Raw genomic sequence first — 15,091 nt, 5'->3', positions numbered from 1 at the left:
AAGAGAAATCATGTCGAAATATGTCAAACCAGTTGTAAATAGAAAGCCGGGCGCACCTCAGAAAAGAAGGAATGCCCGGCTTTAAGAAAGACTTACCTGCCCACCTGCGCAAGTTTCCCTCTATCCCGCAACTTTGCCACTTCATCCTTGTCGAAAATCTCGACGCCGCACAAAGCGCACCCCGCGGTACCGTCTGAATGGTAGACCAGAGCGATGTAGCCGCAGGCAGGACAGGTATGCTCCCTGCTTTTCCTGCTGCAGTCGGCAAGGTAATCCCTGATCAGCTTCACCAAATTCATCCGCACACCCCCGGATCAGGCAGCTTTCTTTCTGGCGATACCCGCCGCAAGCCCGGCCAGGAAGCAAAAACACTTCTCCGTAGCGTTGAACCCCACCACCGCCGGGTCGGGAGCGAAATTCTTCTTCCCGGTCAAAATCTCCCGTATTTCTTTTTCCAGTAGAAGCACATCTCCACGGTAGAATACCGTGGGCACACCCAACCACAATGCTTCGTACAGCGGCGTGGAATTTACACCTACCACCAGGTTCGCACTCGTCGCCGGCAGCAGGGATTCTCCCCCTTCGTTCCATACAGCATAAGGAAGGATTTCCAGCCACTCTTTCAGCCACGTCTTATCTTCTCTCGGATGCGGGCGCAGGACCAGCTCGAAGTTCCAACCTTCCTCCCGTAGCCGCTCCAGCACCGATACCAGGGCAAGCAGAGCCTGTTTTTCCGTGGGTTTCTGTCCATGCATTTCCAGGGGCTGGGAGTAGAACACCACTTTCTTTTTCGGCCCTTCCGGCGGTACGTATCGGAATTGCTTTAGACGGTCGAAATGCGGGTTGCCCAGCACCACCACCCCGGAAGTATCGAACCCTGCCTCCCGCATTTCTTCCACCACCCGGGGGTGGGGTGCCATGATCAGGTCGGGCATTTCCCTGAACCGCTTTTCATAGTTGCCGAACCAGTCGAGCATGCACACGCTGACCGCGCCCACTACCCTTGCGGCTGAAACTGATGCGAGTGCCGCCGGGTGTACCGACCCCGTTTCATAGAGTACAACGTCGGGTACCATTGCTTCGACCGCACGTATCACGGCTTCCGGTTCCGGGGTTACGTCAAAACCAATACCGACAATTTCCTTCGCCCAGGGACTCAATAGCGCAACATCATACCTCACCCCGGGCAGTTTTCTCACGGCAAATTCCCTGACCAACGGAGCAGCGAAATTCGCCCCACCGGGACTGTGAATGACAAACAGCAAATGGACGTTCATAAGTTATCCCTCCCCCTTACAATAAAAGCCCGGAAAACCCGGGCAAAAAGCAGTGAAGATCTACTACCCCGTAATCACAATGCTGCTTCGGAATCGCTGAGACAAGCGCTATTTCCAAAACAACTGCAACAAATGTTCCCAGGAGCAACACCCAAAACCTATCCTTACCCAAAAACGCAACCACCCCGCTGATAACCCCTGACAACATAAATACAACCAGCAACCATCCGAGTGACGGGACGCATATACTCGGAGAACCGTAGTCGATAGTGGTGGTAGCAAACGCCGGGGCTACCGCCGCAAATACGGCCGGTACCGCCATCGCTACAACTTTTATCGTTTTCCGCATACTTATTCCCCCTTTCATTGTGGTCTCACGAAAGAAAAAAACCGGGCGCCCTGCAAAAGAGGCCACCCGGCCAACCAGCATCACCGCCAAAACACGTGCAATTGTACCGCCGTCTTTTCAGTTCCGTCCATCTCTATTCGTGTCAACCCCGGTACCGCTTTCAAATCAGCACCCTCCGGAGCCGCCAGACCCCGAGCCACGGCTACCCCTTTGACGGCCTGGTTTACCGCCCCGGCACCAACTGCCTGGAGGACGGCTTCCCCGCCGTTCTCCTTAAGCGCGCGATAAAGTGCCTTCCCGAGTTTCCTGGTGTCGGTTTTGGAAGATACCTTCAGCAGTTCCAAACTTATATCCCTCCTACAATTTGTTACCTTACAAGACGCATTATTTCCATTGTGAGCTATATACCCACAATTCCACCCTCAATTTTCCGTAATTATTACTGGTTTTGATTACCAGGGTTTTCCCCACCGTGTTCCTGAACCGTAAGTCCCAGTACGGCCAGGCCACCGCCGCATCCTTACCCGGCTCCGCGTAGCTCACGGGCATACTGTGGCTGTGACGTTCCACCACCTCTAGCCCCGCGTTTAGCACCGCCAGATGGAGGGCCGTGGAGGCCCGGCACACGCCCCCGCCCACGTCCGGTACCGTCTTGGGGCCGTAGACCGTCTCGACAACGGACCTCCCCTCCACAAAACCCCTGGATACCGTGCGCGGCCCCACAGCCCGGTTAAAGCTAAACACTTCACCCGGCTGGACCACTTTCCCGTTTATCAGCGAAGCCGCCAGGGCCGCATTCTCTCCACCCCCGTCCGGCGGGTTCGGGATCTCGGCAGAACCTAAGAGTTTCGGAGCACGCAGCTTTTCGGCAATCGCCCCGGCCCCTTCGACGTGTCTCAGCTCAGATCCCTCCATCCAGACCAAAGCGGGTACCTCCTGAACGCTTTTCGGCGGCTTTTCGACCAGGTAGCACGGCTCCCCGGTCAGGCCATTTTCAGCCAGCTTTTCCTTCGCTTTTCCGATGTCCCCTTCCCGCAGGTAAGTGACAATCAGATATGGACGTTTTCCCGGCAACAGCCTGGCCGCATCTTTCAGCGCTTCCGGGCAGTGCGGGCACCATGCCGCGAAAAACAGGGCGGGTTTTTCCCGCAGGTCCAGGTACGTTTCCTTTCCGTCCGGAGTGGATACCCGGAGCTTGTAGGAAGCTGTCTTTTCAACCGGGTCCGGCCCGGCTTTTTTAATGCTGTCAGAGTGACTCGCAGTCGCAGGCAGGACAGCAACCGGCTCCGTACCCGGATTGACGATCAGCAGGGCCAGGGATACCACCGCCAGCGCCCGGGCGGGACCGGCAGATACATAAACCATCCGCCCGGGCTGTTTGCCCGGTGAAATCAGGTAAAATACGGCCAGCAACGCACCTATAGCTACAAACTTCCAGCAGGCCGGGCAGACAGATCCGGTTGCGACGTAACCGTACACGACCAACCCAGCGTGGAAAATCGCACTGGCGGCCAGGAATGTCCCGGTCAACCGGTTCTTCGACAGACCCAGACAAAGAACACCTGCTACCGCATAGAAAAACGCCCCCCAGAGCCACCAGGGACGGCCAAGAAAACCCCAGGAGGAAAACGCAAAACAATCTCCTGAAGCACACCCAATTTTCCAGAACAGTAAAGACGCGACCGACAGAAATGTGTACGCGATACCGACCAGTAAGGCAACACCTCCTCAAAAAAAGATAGCCGGGTCAAAGATTCCGGCTATTTCTGAGCTATCCTGACCGCCTTCCACATGCTAATTTTAATTAAGAATATAAAAGGGCAGTCTTTTTACAGTTTTTCATCGATGCTTTAATATACGTCAAGTTTTATTTCTACTTCAGGCACATCTACACATGCATATGACCAATCGCAATTTTTGAGACCGACTATTTTAGTCCACAATTACATGATATTTTCGGAAGCATCGACCCATCTATCAATAATTCTATATCAGTTTTACCACCCATCTTTCTCTCACAAAGAAAAGTCCACGGTACCAACCGCAGACTTAACTACAACTTAAAGACCTATTCAAACAACTTTAGATCGCTTACTTGTTCTGGTACTTTACTACTAATATAATTTGTTCTTCCCCAAGCCCAAACAGTACCATCATTTTTCACAGCTACTGAATGATTAACATTGCCATCTATAGCAACTACATCATTTAAGCACACTCGTGCCGGGGTGAGAAAGTTCCTTTGACTTGAACCTACTCCCAGCTGGTAATTATAGTTAGTTCCCCAACCCCACACTGTACCATCAGACTTAACAGCAAAAGAAGTCGAATAACCAGCTCCGATGGTCTTTACGTCACTTATGTTTTTCACCTGTACCGGCAGAGACTTCGAGGTATACGTGCCGTCACCAAGCTGGGCTTCACCATTATACCCCCATGCCCAAACGGTACCATCAGACTTCAAGGCAATACTATGCATGGAACCACCTGCAATCGCTACCACACTGCCCAGGTTCTTTACCTGTACTGGGACGACCCTGTTTATTTGTGTTCCATCTCCAAGCTGGCCGCGGTAGTTCCACCCCCACGCCCAAACTGTACCGTCGGACTTCAAGGCAAGTGAATGGTTAGCCCCAGCTGATATGGCTACTACATTTTCTAAACCTATCACCTTAACCGGAACACTTTTGTCGACAGTTGTACCGTCGCCCAACTGCCCTACATCGTTTTTGCCCCATGCCCAAACAGTACCATCTTTTTTAAGAGCCAAGAAGTGATGTCTACCGCATGCTACTGATACAACATCATTGAGTCCATTAACCTGCCCAGCGACATAATTATCCCCATAGATTTTCCATACTGTACCGTCAGCTTTTAAAGCCAACGAAACATAATCAAAACTATCCACTGATACCACATCATCGAGTAAATGTACAGGTTGCCTCCAATATCCCCACAAAGTTCCATCAGACTTTACTACAAACGTAGTATCGTATCCAGTTGCCATCACTTGTTTAGAACTAAACGCACCTTGTGATGCAGTTACCGTGATATTTACCACCTGTGACAAATTTTTATAAGATGCCGTAATCGCAGACGTCCCGCTCTGGATATCTGCTATAAATGTGGCTTGATAGAAACCGTCTGCATCAGTCACCGGAGATGTTGGTCCAACCGTACCAAGCGTAGCAGAGAGATTCACAACTACTCCCACACCCGGATACTGACCGTACATCACCCTACCACTTATGATCGAAGTCGACTTGCCGTCGGCAGGAATCTGCGTCGGGTTCGCTGTCAGACTTATCGTAGGCAGAATACCGACCGCTGCAGGATCGTCTATATGGATAATGGCATCAACATTATCTGCATAGCTTGCCGTATTGGGACCCAGGTACAACCTGCCAGCAACTCCGGTCACGAAGCCTCCGTTCGCACCCACCTTGACGGGAGTCCCGTTGTCCCCGATCTTAGCGTAGAGCTCGGAGGCCCAGGAACCCGTCGCTTCGACCCGCACCAGTAAGCCGGCACCTACGTCGATCCCCGTGTCCGTCCAGGGCTGAGTGCCGAAAATCAGCGGGTCAATGCCCACCGCTCCTGCAACCACACCGGGAGCTTGGGAACTGTCAATCGTCACCGTAACGCAACCAGCAGAACCCTCTTCCTTCTGAAGTGTAACACTGAACTCGCCCTGCTGGTCTGTCACCGGCATCGAGTCGCTCAGCTTGCCGTTCTCAGTGACTAGAGGCACAGCCACCGAAGGAACCGGAACACCATTCTTCGTTACTTGACCCTTGATGGTGTACTCACCCGGTGAGTTGCTGGGTACTACGTCGAGCTTCACCTGGCTGCCCGCAGGGACGATAGCCACAAAGTTCACCGCAGCAGAGCTAACAATCCCGTTATCCGTGGAAGCCTTGACTGTTACCTCGCTAGTTTGTCCGGAGGCAACCTGAGCCTCCACCGTACCGTCCTTCGTAACCGCCTCAGTCGGGCTGACCGTACCGCCGCTGGCCGCCAGTGTTACCTTTGTGCCGTCCTCAACAGCGTTGCCGTACTTATCCTCAACGAAAACCTTCACCTTCACCGGAGAACCGGCTACAGCCTTCTGCTTCTCCGGAGTTACCGTCACCTTAGCCGGAACGTCGGCTATTACCGGAATATTTAACTCGCTCTCGCACTGGTCAACCTTGACCGTCATGGTGACCGGCTGCTTCTTCGTGGGCGCAGTGAACTTCAGCGAGAACGTGCCCTCAGAAGTGGAAGCGCCGGAAACCTGGCCCGCCGAAGCACTGGCAACTACAGGCGTGCCGTCCTCAACCGGATTATCGTAAATATCCTCAGCAGTACCGGATATCACGGCCTCCTGGCCCACCACGACCTTTTCCCTGTCGAGGGAGAGGGAAACCTTCGCGGCGGGACCGGGACGGAAGTTTACCTCGCCGTCAAACCGGGCCGCGTCCTCAGGATATGGGCCGGATACCTCGACCCGGTAGCTCACCTTCTCAGCTTCGGTATCGCTGATGCGTACCGTTACCTTCCCATCCGATCCCTCGGGTACGACAAAATCGGAAGGTTCGGCTACAGCAGAACCGGGCTTCCTGACACCATGCTCCGTCAGGATCACTTTACCCTCGACACCGTAACCGGCCTGGCCGTAATCGTCCGTGAACACCAGCTCAAGCTCGGCTCCTTCCGTCACCCTCGGCTTGGCGGAAGAAAGGGAGAACTTCGCGTGCCTGGGCTCGTGCAGGGCGGAACCCGTCTCGAAGGAGAACCTGTAGGTCTTCTTTTCCCAGCCTTCACCCGGGCCGTTTTTCTCAAAACCGAGGTGCCTGCCCTGGTCGTCCAGGTGCAGGACAAACTCCACCGTGTAGCGCGTGTACCGCTGCAACAGGTCGTGCTTAATCTCTACCGTGTCCTGGCCGTTGTATACCGCATCCGCCTTCTGTCCGTTTATGGTCGCGTAAAAATGGCCTTTCTCCAGCTGTTTGCTCATATATTTGAACGACCTTGAACTCGTGTCGAATATTACCTTGATGGGCGCGTCAGGCCGCACGCATGCCGCCCCGTCCGATGGTTCCGTCCTCAGCACGAGCAGCACGTCCGCCGCTCCGTCATTCTCGTCGCTACCCTCATGGTTTGTGACGCTACCCTGGTTCACTGCGTCGTTATTGCCGTATACCTGGTTCACTACCGAATTTTCATTCCCTGTACCTCGCACGGATGCCGTTATCATGGTTTTACCTGCCCACACACCCGCAGGTAACAGCGTCAGTACAAATACCGCCAGTATCAATACACTTAACCATCTCTTCATTTTAAATTGATTGCCCCTCCTTGTGAATTTTCCTGGGGAGGGGTCACAATAAAAAAACCGTACCAGCGCCGGAAGTGCAAAATCCGGTACGCCGGTACGGTTTCCCCGTCCCCAGCAGTTAAAACCTTTTCTTATTGAGTGTCATCGTAAAACTTATGAATCCGATCAGCCTTTTTGTCTTAGTTCGACCCCCTTTCCGCAAGGTTCTCCAGGAAGTAAAAAACCGCACCGCCCTTCCAGCGAGCAGCGCCAGAAGGGTCCGGTGCGGTTTTCCCGCCCCCGGCAAAATAAAAAGACGGGACTATTTCACGGTTTTCCCGTCACTTCTAATTTTACCACCTGCGGGCGGTACATGCAAGTACTTTCCAGTAACTTTCCGGCTACGAAGAAGAGTTTTGCCCAACGATGCTGACCCGGACGGAGAAAGAAACGTTGTCCTCCACCGCAAGAACGGCCCCGACACGTTCCTGGACGGCCTTAACAGCTTCTTCACCGCAGTTCCTGAGAACTATTGCCACCCTGTTTTCGCCCCAAATGAGCCGGTCGCTGGACCGGACAGATCTGGCAACCCGCCGTTTGAGTTCTTCGGTGAGGGGTCCGTTAAACTGAAACACGATTGCCACTTCCCTCTCCCCGGACTGGGGCGGCACTTTCAAAAGCCTCGAATAAAAATTGTCTACTTCTTCAGGTTTTACAATGTAATCCGCTGTGACACCATCACCGTCGGTAGATATGTTTCCAAAAGGCCAGAGTTTATTTAGTTCTTCTTCCGCACCCCTACCGTGCAGTTTGACCCGTACATTGTAGTGCTTTACCTGTCCCTTAACAGTGGTGGCACTGATCCCTTGAACAACTGGTATACCCGTAAACCTGGAAAACACTCCTCTCATCCAGTAACCCCCCTGTTTTTTTCCTTGTCCATGTACATCCTGCTGTCAGCTCGCCCGATGAGGTCCTTAGGCGTCAGCCCGTCCTCCGGATATACCGCCAGGCCGACAGATACCGATACGCTTATGTCTTCCACCTTGACAGCCCTGCTTCTTATCCTGGACGCCACCAACTCCCCCTTTTCTCTTGTGGTTTCTGAGAGTACAGCAACGAATTCGTCACCGCCGTAACGGGCCAGGAAGTCTGAAACCCGCAATACGCTCCTTATTTCCTCTGCGGCCTTCTTTAACACATCATCGCCCATTAGATGGCCGTAGGTATCGTTGATCTGCTTGAAACCGTTTAGATCCATAAACAGAACACAGAACCTGCAAAGACGCTTCGTTTCCTCATCGAGTTTTCTGTAAAGGGCGAATCTGTTCGGAAGACCTGTAAGAACATCCACCATGGACTGTCGCTGAATACTCTCGTACTTAACAGCGTTCTCCAACGCCTGGGAGCAATACTGCTCCAGGACCCGCTGGTCAAACGGTTTCTTCGTCTCGTACAGCGCCAGCCAGCCACCAGCCCTGAGTGGAATAAACACAAGGCCGTTCCTGGCATGCTGGACCGCGTGAGGGTCGTAAAACTCCCCTGCCCTGTACCCCACTGCATACCTGTCCGCGGTGTTCGGGGCATCCAGGCAAATTATTACTTCTTCAGCCCCGGTCACCTCTGCAATGCGCGGCAGCAGGAACTTAATTGTTTCCTGCAGCCCGGCTAGAGGAGGAAGCGGCAGCAGCACCGACCGCACCTCCCTTCGTAAGCAGTTCGCGCAGTTCTTCGGGTCGCAGAAGTCCCGTTATTACCACGCTGCTCTCCCGCAAAAGGTCCAGTTCCTCCCCGGAAATTGTTAATTTCACTATCGGCCTGAACGGGAAGTCCTGTTTTACTCTGGAGACCACCCCTATCAAACCGTTTGAAAGCCTTACCACCGAACCCGGCGGGTAAGGTTGGACACACTTGAGGAAAGTTTCGACCACCTTGGCGCTAAACATCAGATTACCCGAAGCCATGACCATCTCGTATGCTTCGTGCGGGGGGTAAGCTTTCCTGTACACCCTGTCCGTGGTGATGGCGTTGTAAACGTCAGCCACAGCGCAGATGGCCGACATCTCGTCAATTTCCTCCCCCTTCAGGCCGCGCGGGTAGCCCGTACCGTCATATCTCTCGTGGTGGTTCAATATGACGGCCGCGCTCCGGGGGTCTATCCTGTCCTGTGACTCCAGGATTATCTTGTAACCGTAAGCGGGATGCTTTTTAATTTCCCGGAATTCTTCCGGAGTTAATTTACCGGGCTTGTTCAATATCTCCGGGGGCACCCTAGACTTGCCCAGGTCATGCAGGAGACTCCCTATTCCCAGGCGTAATAGATCCTGCTTGTTATATCCGAGTTTTACCCCCACTGTCAGGGAGAGCACACACACGTCCACGCTGTGGGCGTAGGTATACATATCAGCGGAACATATCTCGGTAAGGTTGCCGATGACTTCTTTGCCGGAAAGAATTTCGTCTACGATCCTCTCTACTGTCTCTACCACTCTTTGAAAACCTTTTTGTTTTTCACCCTGGCTCCATTCGCGAACCACGTTCATCACATCGCTCCGAACCTCATCCTCCAAAAGATTCCGGTATTCCTCGCTCAAATCAGTCAGACCATCCACATCGACCGCCAGGATCCCGTACCTCCTCAGAGACATGACGTGGCTGGCAGTCAACACCGTGCCTTTCTTTAGAAGAAGCTCCCCGTTTTTTCCATAGACGGGCCGGGCCAGCTTCATGCCAGGCAGAAGAAATTTAGTGGATATCTTCAAAAACAACACCTCCCCACTATCGCCCCCTGGATGTTAACTTAAAAACAAATAGCCCGGTAAACCGGGCTCGGTTTTTCAGGTAAAGGATGTTTTAAGAAAAAAAACAGGTTTCCTCTTTTTCCCTTGCAGGACTCCGCCACCTGCCCACACCTTTGAGAGACCCCAAAAGCCCCCCGGGAGCCGTCCACACGGCGGCTAAAGCCATGATCCCGAAAAACGCCAGCGGGTACCACGGGACCCAGAAAAGGCATGTTATTAAGCCGGGATCGTACCTCCGGTTGACCTCAACGGCAACTATCATCTGTATCAGGCACACCACGCTTACCACGGCACCATACCAGGCAGGCACCGGGCTGATACCCCCCACAGCGGGCAACCCCAGGACTGGTGAGGCGGCCCACATGAGCGACATCCCTACGAAGGCGAAGGCCCAGGCATATCCTAAGACAAACTCCACGTAGACAGGCCACAGCCTGCGCCACCGCCAGTCCGTGAATACATCCCGATGGGTCCTCAGGAGGTGCCAGCCTCCCAATGCCCACCTCTTACGCTGTTTCCACAGTTCGCGGAAACTGGTGGGTACCTGGATGTAGGCCAGCGCCCGCGGTTCGAACCACACCTCGCAGAATACCTTCTGTATGCGCCACGTGACGTCAATGTCCTCGGTAGCCGTGGCCTCCGAAAAACCTCCGGCCCGCTTGAGGACTTCCATTCGGTACATCGTAGCGCACCCGGAGACGGTGAGAATCCTGCCCAGGACGCGCTGGCTGCGTTTGATAAGACCGATGATGGAAGCAAACTCGGCAGCCTGGAAGTTGCCCCAGAAACCGCGGCGGTTCCGGGGAATAGGGTTGGCAGTAACGGCCCCCAACCGGGGCTGGCGGAGAAAAGGTGCCGCCAGCCATTTCAGGGCCTCCCTGTCGAGGTGCGTGTCGGCGTCCTGAACCATCACCAGGGGCGTTTGAACGAAGTCCAGGGCCGCGTTCAGGGCACCCGCCTTGCCGCGGTTTTCTTCCAGGCGGAGTAGGTGGAAGTACGGCACCTTTGCGAGATACCCCTTCACTATGTCGACCGTGCGGTCGGTGCTGGCGTCGTCTATGAAAATCACCCTGTAGTCCGGGTAGTCCAGCCGCTGCAGGCTGTCACACGTGGCTCCGATGGTCGCCTCCTCGTTGTGGCAGGGCACCAGGATAGTGACCGGGGGCCAGAACGAAGGCCAGTACCCCCGGTCCGTGCCCGGCAGCCTCTCGCGCCGCCACCAAAAATCCACCCCTCCTATGATCCACACCACGCTCATCACCAGGGGGTAGAGAAACACAAAAAAAGAAACGGCGTCGGCCAGCACGTGTCCGGTCAAATCGCGACATCCCCTTCCCCCGAGACGGCCGCGACGAGTTCGCCGTAGAGGCCGGCGGCCGCGGCCCTCTCGATCAGTTCCGGTGTCACCGGTTCACCCCTGCGGGCGATGACCCTTCCTCCCGGGTCGGCGAGGTCGCAAGCCAACGTACGGCCGAGCAGTGCCGCTGACTCCTTTTCCTCCCACTCGGCGGCCAGGGCGTCCGCGGGTTCGTCCCCTCTCCTGCCGCAAAGCGCGGCGGGACGCTCAGGTCGAGGCAGGGCCTCGTACTCCGCATCCATGCGGGCCAAAAGAGCCTCAACTTCCTTGACGAATTCCCTCTCCAGTGTCTCGATGTGCCTCCGTGCCATCACGTAGAAGCGGTCCAACAGGACGCGGGCTTCCCTTTCGTAAGCGTACAGCCTCTTTCTTACTTCCTCCCGGTAGGCGGCGGCCTCAGCCTCCAGTGTCCGAGCTTTTTCTTCTGCTTTCTTCAGGATAGAAGCCGCTTTTTCCCCGGCCGCCGCGACCGTTTGATCAGCCTCCTGTGCCGCCTTCTCCCTGACCTTGGCCGCGGCCTCCTCCGCCGTCACCAGGGCGGCCCGGAGAAGATCTTCCTGCTTGCGGTAAGAGTCGAGAGCCGTTTTAAGTTCTCCATTTTCTCTCTCCAGGTCAGCCAGACGGGAACTCAACTCGGCGATGCAGGCGTCCACTTCCGCGGGGTCGTAGCCGCGGAAGGAACGCTGGAACTGAGGTGTGTTTCCGCGGTTCATAGGGTTCTCCCCTCCTTCCCAAAGTGGTCGAAATTAAGCCCCGCTACGTATAGTACCCGCCTGTTTCCTACCGGAGCGCACGCATTCCACGTGCTCTCGAAGCCGCCTCCCTTCCGGCCTGACCCAGCCCCACAATGGAAGCTGCCAGAAGCCTCATCGCGGACTCGCGCACAGCGACGTCCGCCGCGGAGTTGGACACCGCCAGCCGGAGCAACCCGGCTGCAGCCCTGCGGTCGCCTTCCCGCACCAACACAGCGGCTTCCGAAAGCAGGCGGGTGGCGGGAAGCCCGGAGGGACCCCTCCGGGCTCGCAACAGTGCCGCCCGGCTTCTCTTCACGACCGCCCCTCCCGCCGCAACGACCACCTCGGCCCATCCCGGACGCGGTGCGCTCACGGGTACGGGTTCCAGCCTGCGCCTGTTGCGAAGGTAGTAACGCCGGTAGTTGTACCGCGCCCACAGGCGGAACCCCAGAAATACGGCCAGGGCCCACACCATGACCAGGGCCAGCGTGGAAGCGGTAACCTGGGCGGCATCGGGGACGAAGAGTTCCTGCCGCCACAGCCGGGCCAGAAGCACCCAGCCCGCTGCGGCAACCACCCAGGCAGCCGCAGTAATTAATGCTGTCCAGACTACGGCGGTCAGGGCCAGCACCACGCGCGAAACTCCGGAACCGGGCATCTTCCCACCGAGAAAACGGATTTTTTCTTGTTTCTCTTCCATTAACGCATGACGCTCCCCGATGATGAGTTTAAGAAGAACTCGCTGAACTCGCAAATTGCCAGAACAGATCCGGATCGTCGGAATACTCTTCGGCATCCTCCGGGGACACCAGCCCGGACGCAACGAGCACTGCCAGCGAATGCTCCAGCGGACGGGCGATTCCTCCCCCGCGTATGCTTGCCGCAACCCGCTCCCGGTCGCCGTTGCGGATGACCAGCCTCGCGGCACGGGACAACGGGTAAACGCCGGCAACCGTAACATGCCCTGTCCTGTCGCAACGCAGGACGGTCTTTTGGAACACCACGGCCCGCAGTACTGAAGCAAGCCGCTGCGGAACCGCCGCAGTACCTCCCAAGTCCGCCAGGGCGAATACAGCATCCCCCAGCGAACTCGCCCTCACCTCGCAAAATACCAGTTTTCCGGCTTCGGCAGCTGCGATTACCGCATCGGCTGCCGGACCGTCCGGTACGCCGCCCGCGGCCACCACGTCGGCGTCCGCCGCTACTGCCGCCGCCACCCCCGCCGCCACACTCTCGACGTCCTCACCTACTTCCCGCTGGTTAACTACTGACTTTGCGTGGACGTGCAAGTATTCGACAGGATCTTCGATGGTGACCACATGTAAGGCTCTTGTCCGGTTCACGCAGTCAACGATAGCGGCTAAGGTGGTGGATTTACCGCTCCCGGCCGGACCCGCTATGATTATCAACCCGCCCTCAGCCTGAACCAGTCTGGACAGGGCTTCGCGCACCTCCGGCAGCGGTTCAAAAAGGGTATCCAAATCGGGTACACCGCGCCCCAGCACGCGTATATTGACGGCAGGGCACCCCCTCTGCCGGAATACAGATACCCTGAACCTGGACAGGCCGGGCACGGAGAGGGCAAACCTCACTTCTCCCTGCCTTTCAAATGCGGTACGATGACGTTCTCGGGCAAGGAGATCTGCTGCAAAACTTTCAACTGACGCAGAGGTCACGTGATTCCTCCATTTAGGTTTCTCGCTTAAAAAGGCCGCGGCTTTTGCCTTCGCCTTCTCCGGCCCGGAAGAGGCCAGGTCGGGTAACCGCCAGACTTTACCCTCCACCCGCAGGACAGGCGGCACACCTGCGGTCAGGTGCACGTCGGACGCTCCTATCTCGACGGCCATCTTCAACAGGTCCTCCATCTTCCTCCCGTTTCCCACACCCGCGGCATGGCCCACAGCCTGGAGAAGTTCGAAAGACTCCATCCCCCGGGCTTCACCAACGATAAACCTTTCACTGTCAGCAGTAAGAAACATTGATCAATGCCTCCTTCAAAGAGAAAAAATAAAGAGAAAAAATAAATTCACAACTTTACTTCCGGCGCGGCAGCTGTATGGACCCTCATTTCCACCACGCTCCGCCCCGTGGCCATTTTCCCAAATGGGCCGAGTTCGACCGGTACAGCAATTTCGGCCGCTACGGCAGGTTGCCGTAACGTCACGGTCCCCCCGCCCGTGGAATAGGAAAATGGTGTAGAAGGAGATCCCACCTTTTCCGCGTCGTCCGGGCTGTTCACGACATAAAAGAATACTTCCCGGTAGCTACCGTCAACCAGGTGTCCCCGCAAGGGGTCATAGTTAGCTTTCAAAACAGAGTCGAAGCTCGCCTTCGCCTTACCCGGTACCACCACCATGCGCGGGCCAGAGGGGTCGGCCAGAGCATCCGGGTCGATCTCCGCCGCGGCCGCCCTGACCGCCAGGTTCAGGGCATGGCGGCAGGCCACCTTGGCGGCGTAGAGCCTGCCCAGATCCCACGCCATGCTCAGCATGCACACGAACAGGGGGAAAAAGAAGACGAAGAGCAGGACGGCACTCCCCCGGCGGTCTCGGTAAACCCCGGTCATTCGAAAAACACCTCGCTCTTCGCCACTGCGCTGGCCTGGAGGTAGAGGACGTCACCGCCAAAAAAAGACCTACCCAGGAACGCCAGCAGGGGCGACTCTATCTTGGCAGGGTAGACTATCCCCACCTGGATGGTTCCCCCACGGTTGACCTTCACCCCCGGCGGCGGCCCCCAGACCACTATCCGGTTCGGGTCTCTGTAGGGGGCCGCTGCGCTGGCGTCGACCCCCAGCATCTTACCCCCTGGCGTCCACTGCCGGAGATAGCCTGCCGCCGCGTTCCGAACCTCGGCGGAGAACTCTCCCCTCCTGGCGGCGTCCACCGCCGCCGACATGGCCGCGTAGTTGACCCCGGTCCAGGTGTACATGAGCATGCCGCCCCATATAACTGAAAAGAAAATGATGAAGACGAGGGGGAGGAACAGCACCGCTTCGATGGTGTAGCTCCCCCTTCTGTCCCGCAGTAGCATCATGGAGTACCCACCCCATTTATCTTGTTTACTATCTCTCCGAGTTTTGCCTTCGTCGCGCCGGTTAGAGTCGCGACCCCCGCCCCAACCGCCAGCGTGAAAAGGGCGATCCAGAGCATGTTTTCCAGGAAAGAACTCCCACTCTCATTCGCTAATAAGGCTTTCATCTCTTGAAACATCACGGAACCTTACACCTCCTCTTTTTTGAATTTCCAGGCTCAAAAAAAAGTGGCGACGGCAC

The 15,091-nt window shown here is 56.1% G+C and carries 16 protein-coding genes; all 16 read right to left on the bottom strand.

All coding sequences use genetic code 11. The annotated features are described in order from the left end of the window. Positions 1 to 92: 92 nt before the first annotated feature. The 16 genes from G7K71_RS14120 to G7K71_RS14045 all read right to left on the bottom strand — a co-directional run bounded on the left by G7K71_RS14120 (position 93) and on the right by G7K71_RS14045 (position 15,032). Positions 93 to 299, bottom strand: coding sequence for a hypothetical protein (locus G7K71_RS14120; RefSeq protein WP_166347582.1), 207 nt, complete (start codon positions 297 to 299; stop codon positions 93 to 95). Between the two features lie 15 nt (positions 300 to 314). Continuing rightward, complete coding sequence (locus G7K71_RS14115) at positions 315 to 1,277, bottom strand: hypothetical protein (RefSeq protein WP_166347579.1); 963 nt, start codon at positions 1,275 to 1,277, stop codon at positions 315 to 317. Between the two features lie 16 nt (positions 1,278 to 1,293). Then, positions 1,294 to 1,626 carry a hypothetical protein gene (locus G7K71_RS14110; RefSeq protein WP_166347576.1) on the bottom strand — a complete coding sequence of 111 codons (333 nt, stop codon included), beginning with the start codon at positions 1,624 to 1,626 and terminating at the stop codon, positions 1,294 to 1,296. 80 nt (positions 1,627 to 1,706) lie between these two features. Beyond that, positions 1,707 to 1,970 carry a stage V sporulation protein S gene (locus G7K71_RS14105; RefSeq protein ID WP_166347573.1) on the bottom strand — a complete coding sequence of 88 codons (264 nt, stop codon included), beginning with the start codon at positions 1,968 to 1,970 and terminating at the stop codon, positions 1,707 to 1,709. A gap of 40 nt (positions 1,971 to 2,010) precedes the next feature. After that, complete coding sequence (locus G7K71_RS14100; RefSeq protein ID WP_313884987.1) at positions 2,011 to 3,105, bottom strand: VanW family protein; 1,095 nt, start codon at positions 3,103 to 3,105, stop codon at positions 2,011 to 2,013. A gap of 589 nt (positions 3,106 to 3,694) precedes the next feature. Then, entirely contained in the window at positions 3,695 to 6,925 is a 3,231-nt protein-coding gene (locus G7K71_RS14095) for a hypothetical protein (RefSeq protein WP_166347570.1), read from the bottom strand. A 401-nt stretch (positions 6,926 to 7,326) separates the two neighbouring features. Beyond that, the gene (locus G7K71_RS14090; RefSeq protein ID WP_166347567.1) at positions 7,327 to 7,836 is read right to left on the bottom strand and encodes a hypothetical protein; all 510 of its coding nucleotides are present in this window, start codon (positions 7,834 to 7,836) and stop codon (positions 7,327 to 7,329) included. Then, entirely contained in the window at positions 7,833 to 8,618 is a 786-nt protein-coding gene (locus tag G7K71_RS14085; RefSeq protein WP_166347564.1) for a GGDEF domain-containing protein, read from the bottom strand. The genes G7K71_RS14090 and G7K71_RS14085 overlap by 4 nt, the downstream gene beginning before the upstream one ends. Then, entirely contained in the window at positions 8,572 to 9,696 is a 1,125-nt protein-coding gene (locus G7K71_RS14080) for an HD-GYP domain-containing protein (RefSeq protein ID WP_166347561.1), read from the bottom strand. The genes G7K71_RS14085 and G7K71_RS14080 overlap by 47 nt, the downstream gene beginning before the upstream one ends. Positions 9,697 to 9,778: 82 nt before the next feature. Then, positions 9,779 to 11,044 (bottom strand): glycosyltransferase, encoded by a 1,266-nt coding sequence (locus G7K71_RS14075; RefSeq protein WP_243174915.1) that lies wholly within the window; start codon positions 11,042 to 11,044, stop codon positions 9,779 to 9,781. After that, positions 11,041 to 11,796, bottom strand: a complete 756-nt coding sequence (locus tag G7K71_RS14070) for a DivIVA domain-containing protein (protein WP_166347558.1) — start codon at positions 11,794 to 11,796, stop codon at positions 11,041 to 11,043. Before G7K71_RS14070 ends, G7K71_RS14075 begins: the two co-directional genes overlap by 4 nt. Positions 11,797 to 11,863: 67 nt before the next feature. Then, the gene (locus tag G7K71_RS14065) at positions 11,864 to 12,517 is read right to left on the bottom strand and encodes a hypothetical protein (RefSeq protein ID WP_166347555.1); all 654 of its coding nucleotides are present in this window, start codon (positions 12,515 to 12,517) and stop codon (positions 11,864 to 11,866) included. A 28-nt stretch (positions 12,518 to 12,545) separates the two neighbouring features. After that, positions 12,546 to 13,796 (bottom strand): type IV pilus twitching motility protein PilT, encoded by a 1,251-nt coding sequence (locus tag G7K71_RS14060; protein WP_166347552.1) that lies wholly within the window; start codon positions 13,794 to 13,796, stop codon positions 12,546 to 12,548. 47 nt (positions 13,797 to 13,843) lie between these two features. After that, positions 13,844 to 14,383 (bottom strand): pilus assembly protein TadG-related protein, encoded by a 540-nt coding sequence (locus G7K71_RS14055; protein WP_166347549.1) that lies wholly within the window; start codon positions 14,381 to 14,383, stop codon positions 13,844 to 13,846. Next, complete coding sequence (locus G7K71_RS14050) at positions 14,380 to 14,853, bottom strand: TadE/TadG family type IV pilus assembly protein (RefSeq protein ID WP_166347546.1); 474 nt, start codon at positions 14,851 to 14,853, stop codon at positions 14,380 to 14,382. The genes G7K71_RS14055 and G7K71_RS14050 overlap by 4 nt, the downstream gene beginning before the upstream one ends. Next, complete coding sequence (locus G7K71_RS14045; RefSeq protein WP_166347543.1) at positions 14,850 to 15,032, bottom strand: hypothetical protein; 183 nt, start codon at positions 15,030 to 15,032, stop codon at positions 14,850 to 14,852. Before G7K71_RS14045 ends, G7K71_RS14050 begins: the two co-directional genes overlap by 4 nt. Positions 15,033 to 15,091 lie beyond the last annotated feature (59 nt).

It is taken from the genome of Desulfofundulus sp. TPOSR, assembly GCF_011393055.1.
Lineage (GTDB): Bacteria > Bacillota > Desulfotomaculia > Desulfotomaculales > Desulfovirgulaceae > Desulfofundulus > Desulfofundulus kuznetsovii.
This window is presented reverse-complemented; position numbering and strand designations above follow the sequence as displayed.

Bases quoted from the DNA above. Each gene is read 5' to 3' on its own strand.
- G7K71_RS14120 (WP_166347582.1), bottom strand. From the start codon at position 299: ATGAATTTGGTGAAGCTGATCAGGGATTACCTTGCCGACTGCAGCAGG.
- G7K71_RS14115 (WP_166347579.1), bottom strand. From the start codon at position 1,277: ATGAACGTCCATTTGCTGTTTGTCATTCACAGTCCCGGTGGGGCGAAT.
- G7K71_RS14110 (WP_166347576.1), bottom strand. From the start codon at position 1,626: ATGCGGAAAACGATAAAAGTTGTAGCGATGGCGGTACCGGCCGTATTT.
- G7K71_RS14090 (WP_166347567.1), bottom strand. From the start codon at position 7,836: ATGAGAGGAGTGTTTTCCAGGTTTACGGGTATACCAGTTGTTCAAGGG.
- G7K71_RS14070 (WP_166347558.1), bottom strand. From the start codon at position 11,796: ATGAACCGCGGAAACACACCTCAGTTCCAGCGTTCCTTCCGCGGCTAC.
- G7K71_RS14065 (WP_166347555.1), bottom strand. From the start codon at position 12,517: ATGGAAGAGAAACAAGAAAAAATCCGTTTTCTCGGTGGGAAGATGCCC.
- G7K71_RS14060 (WP_166347552.1), bottom strand. From the start codon at position 13,796: ATGTTTCTTACTGCTGACAGTGAAAGGTTTATCGTTGGTGAAGCCCGG.
- G7K71_RS14055 (WP_166347549.1), bottom strand. From the start codon at position 14,383: ATGACCGGGGTTTACCGAGACCGCCGGGGGAGTGCCGTCCTGCTCTTC.
- G7K71_RS14050 (WP_166347546.1), bottom strand. From the start codon at position 14,853: ATGATGCTACTGCGGGACAGAAGGGGGAGCTACACCATCGAAGCGGTG.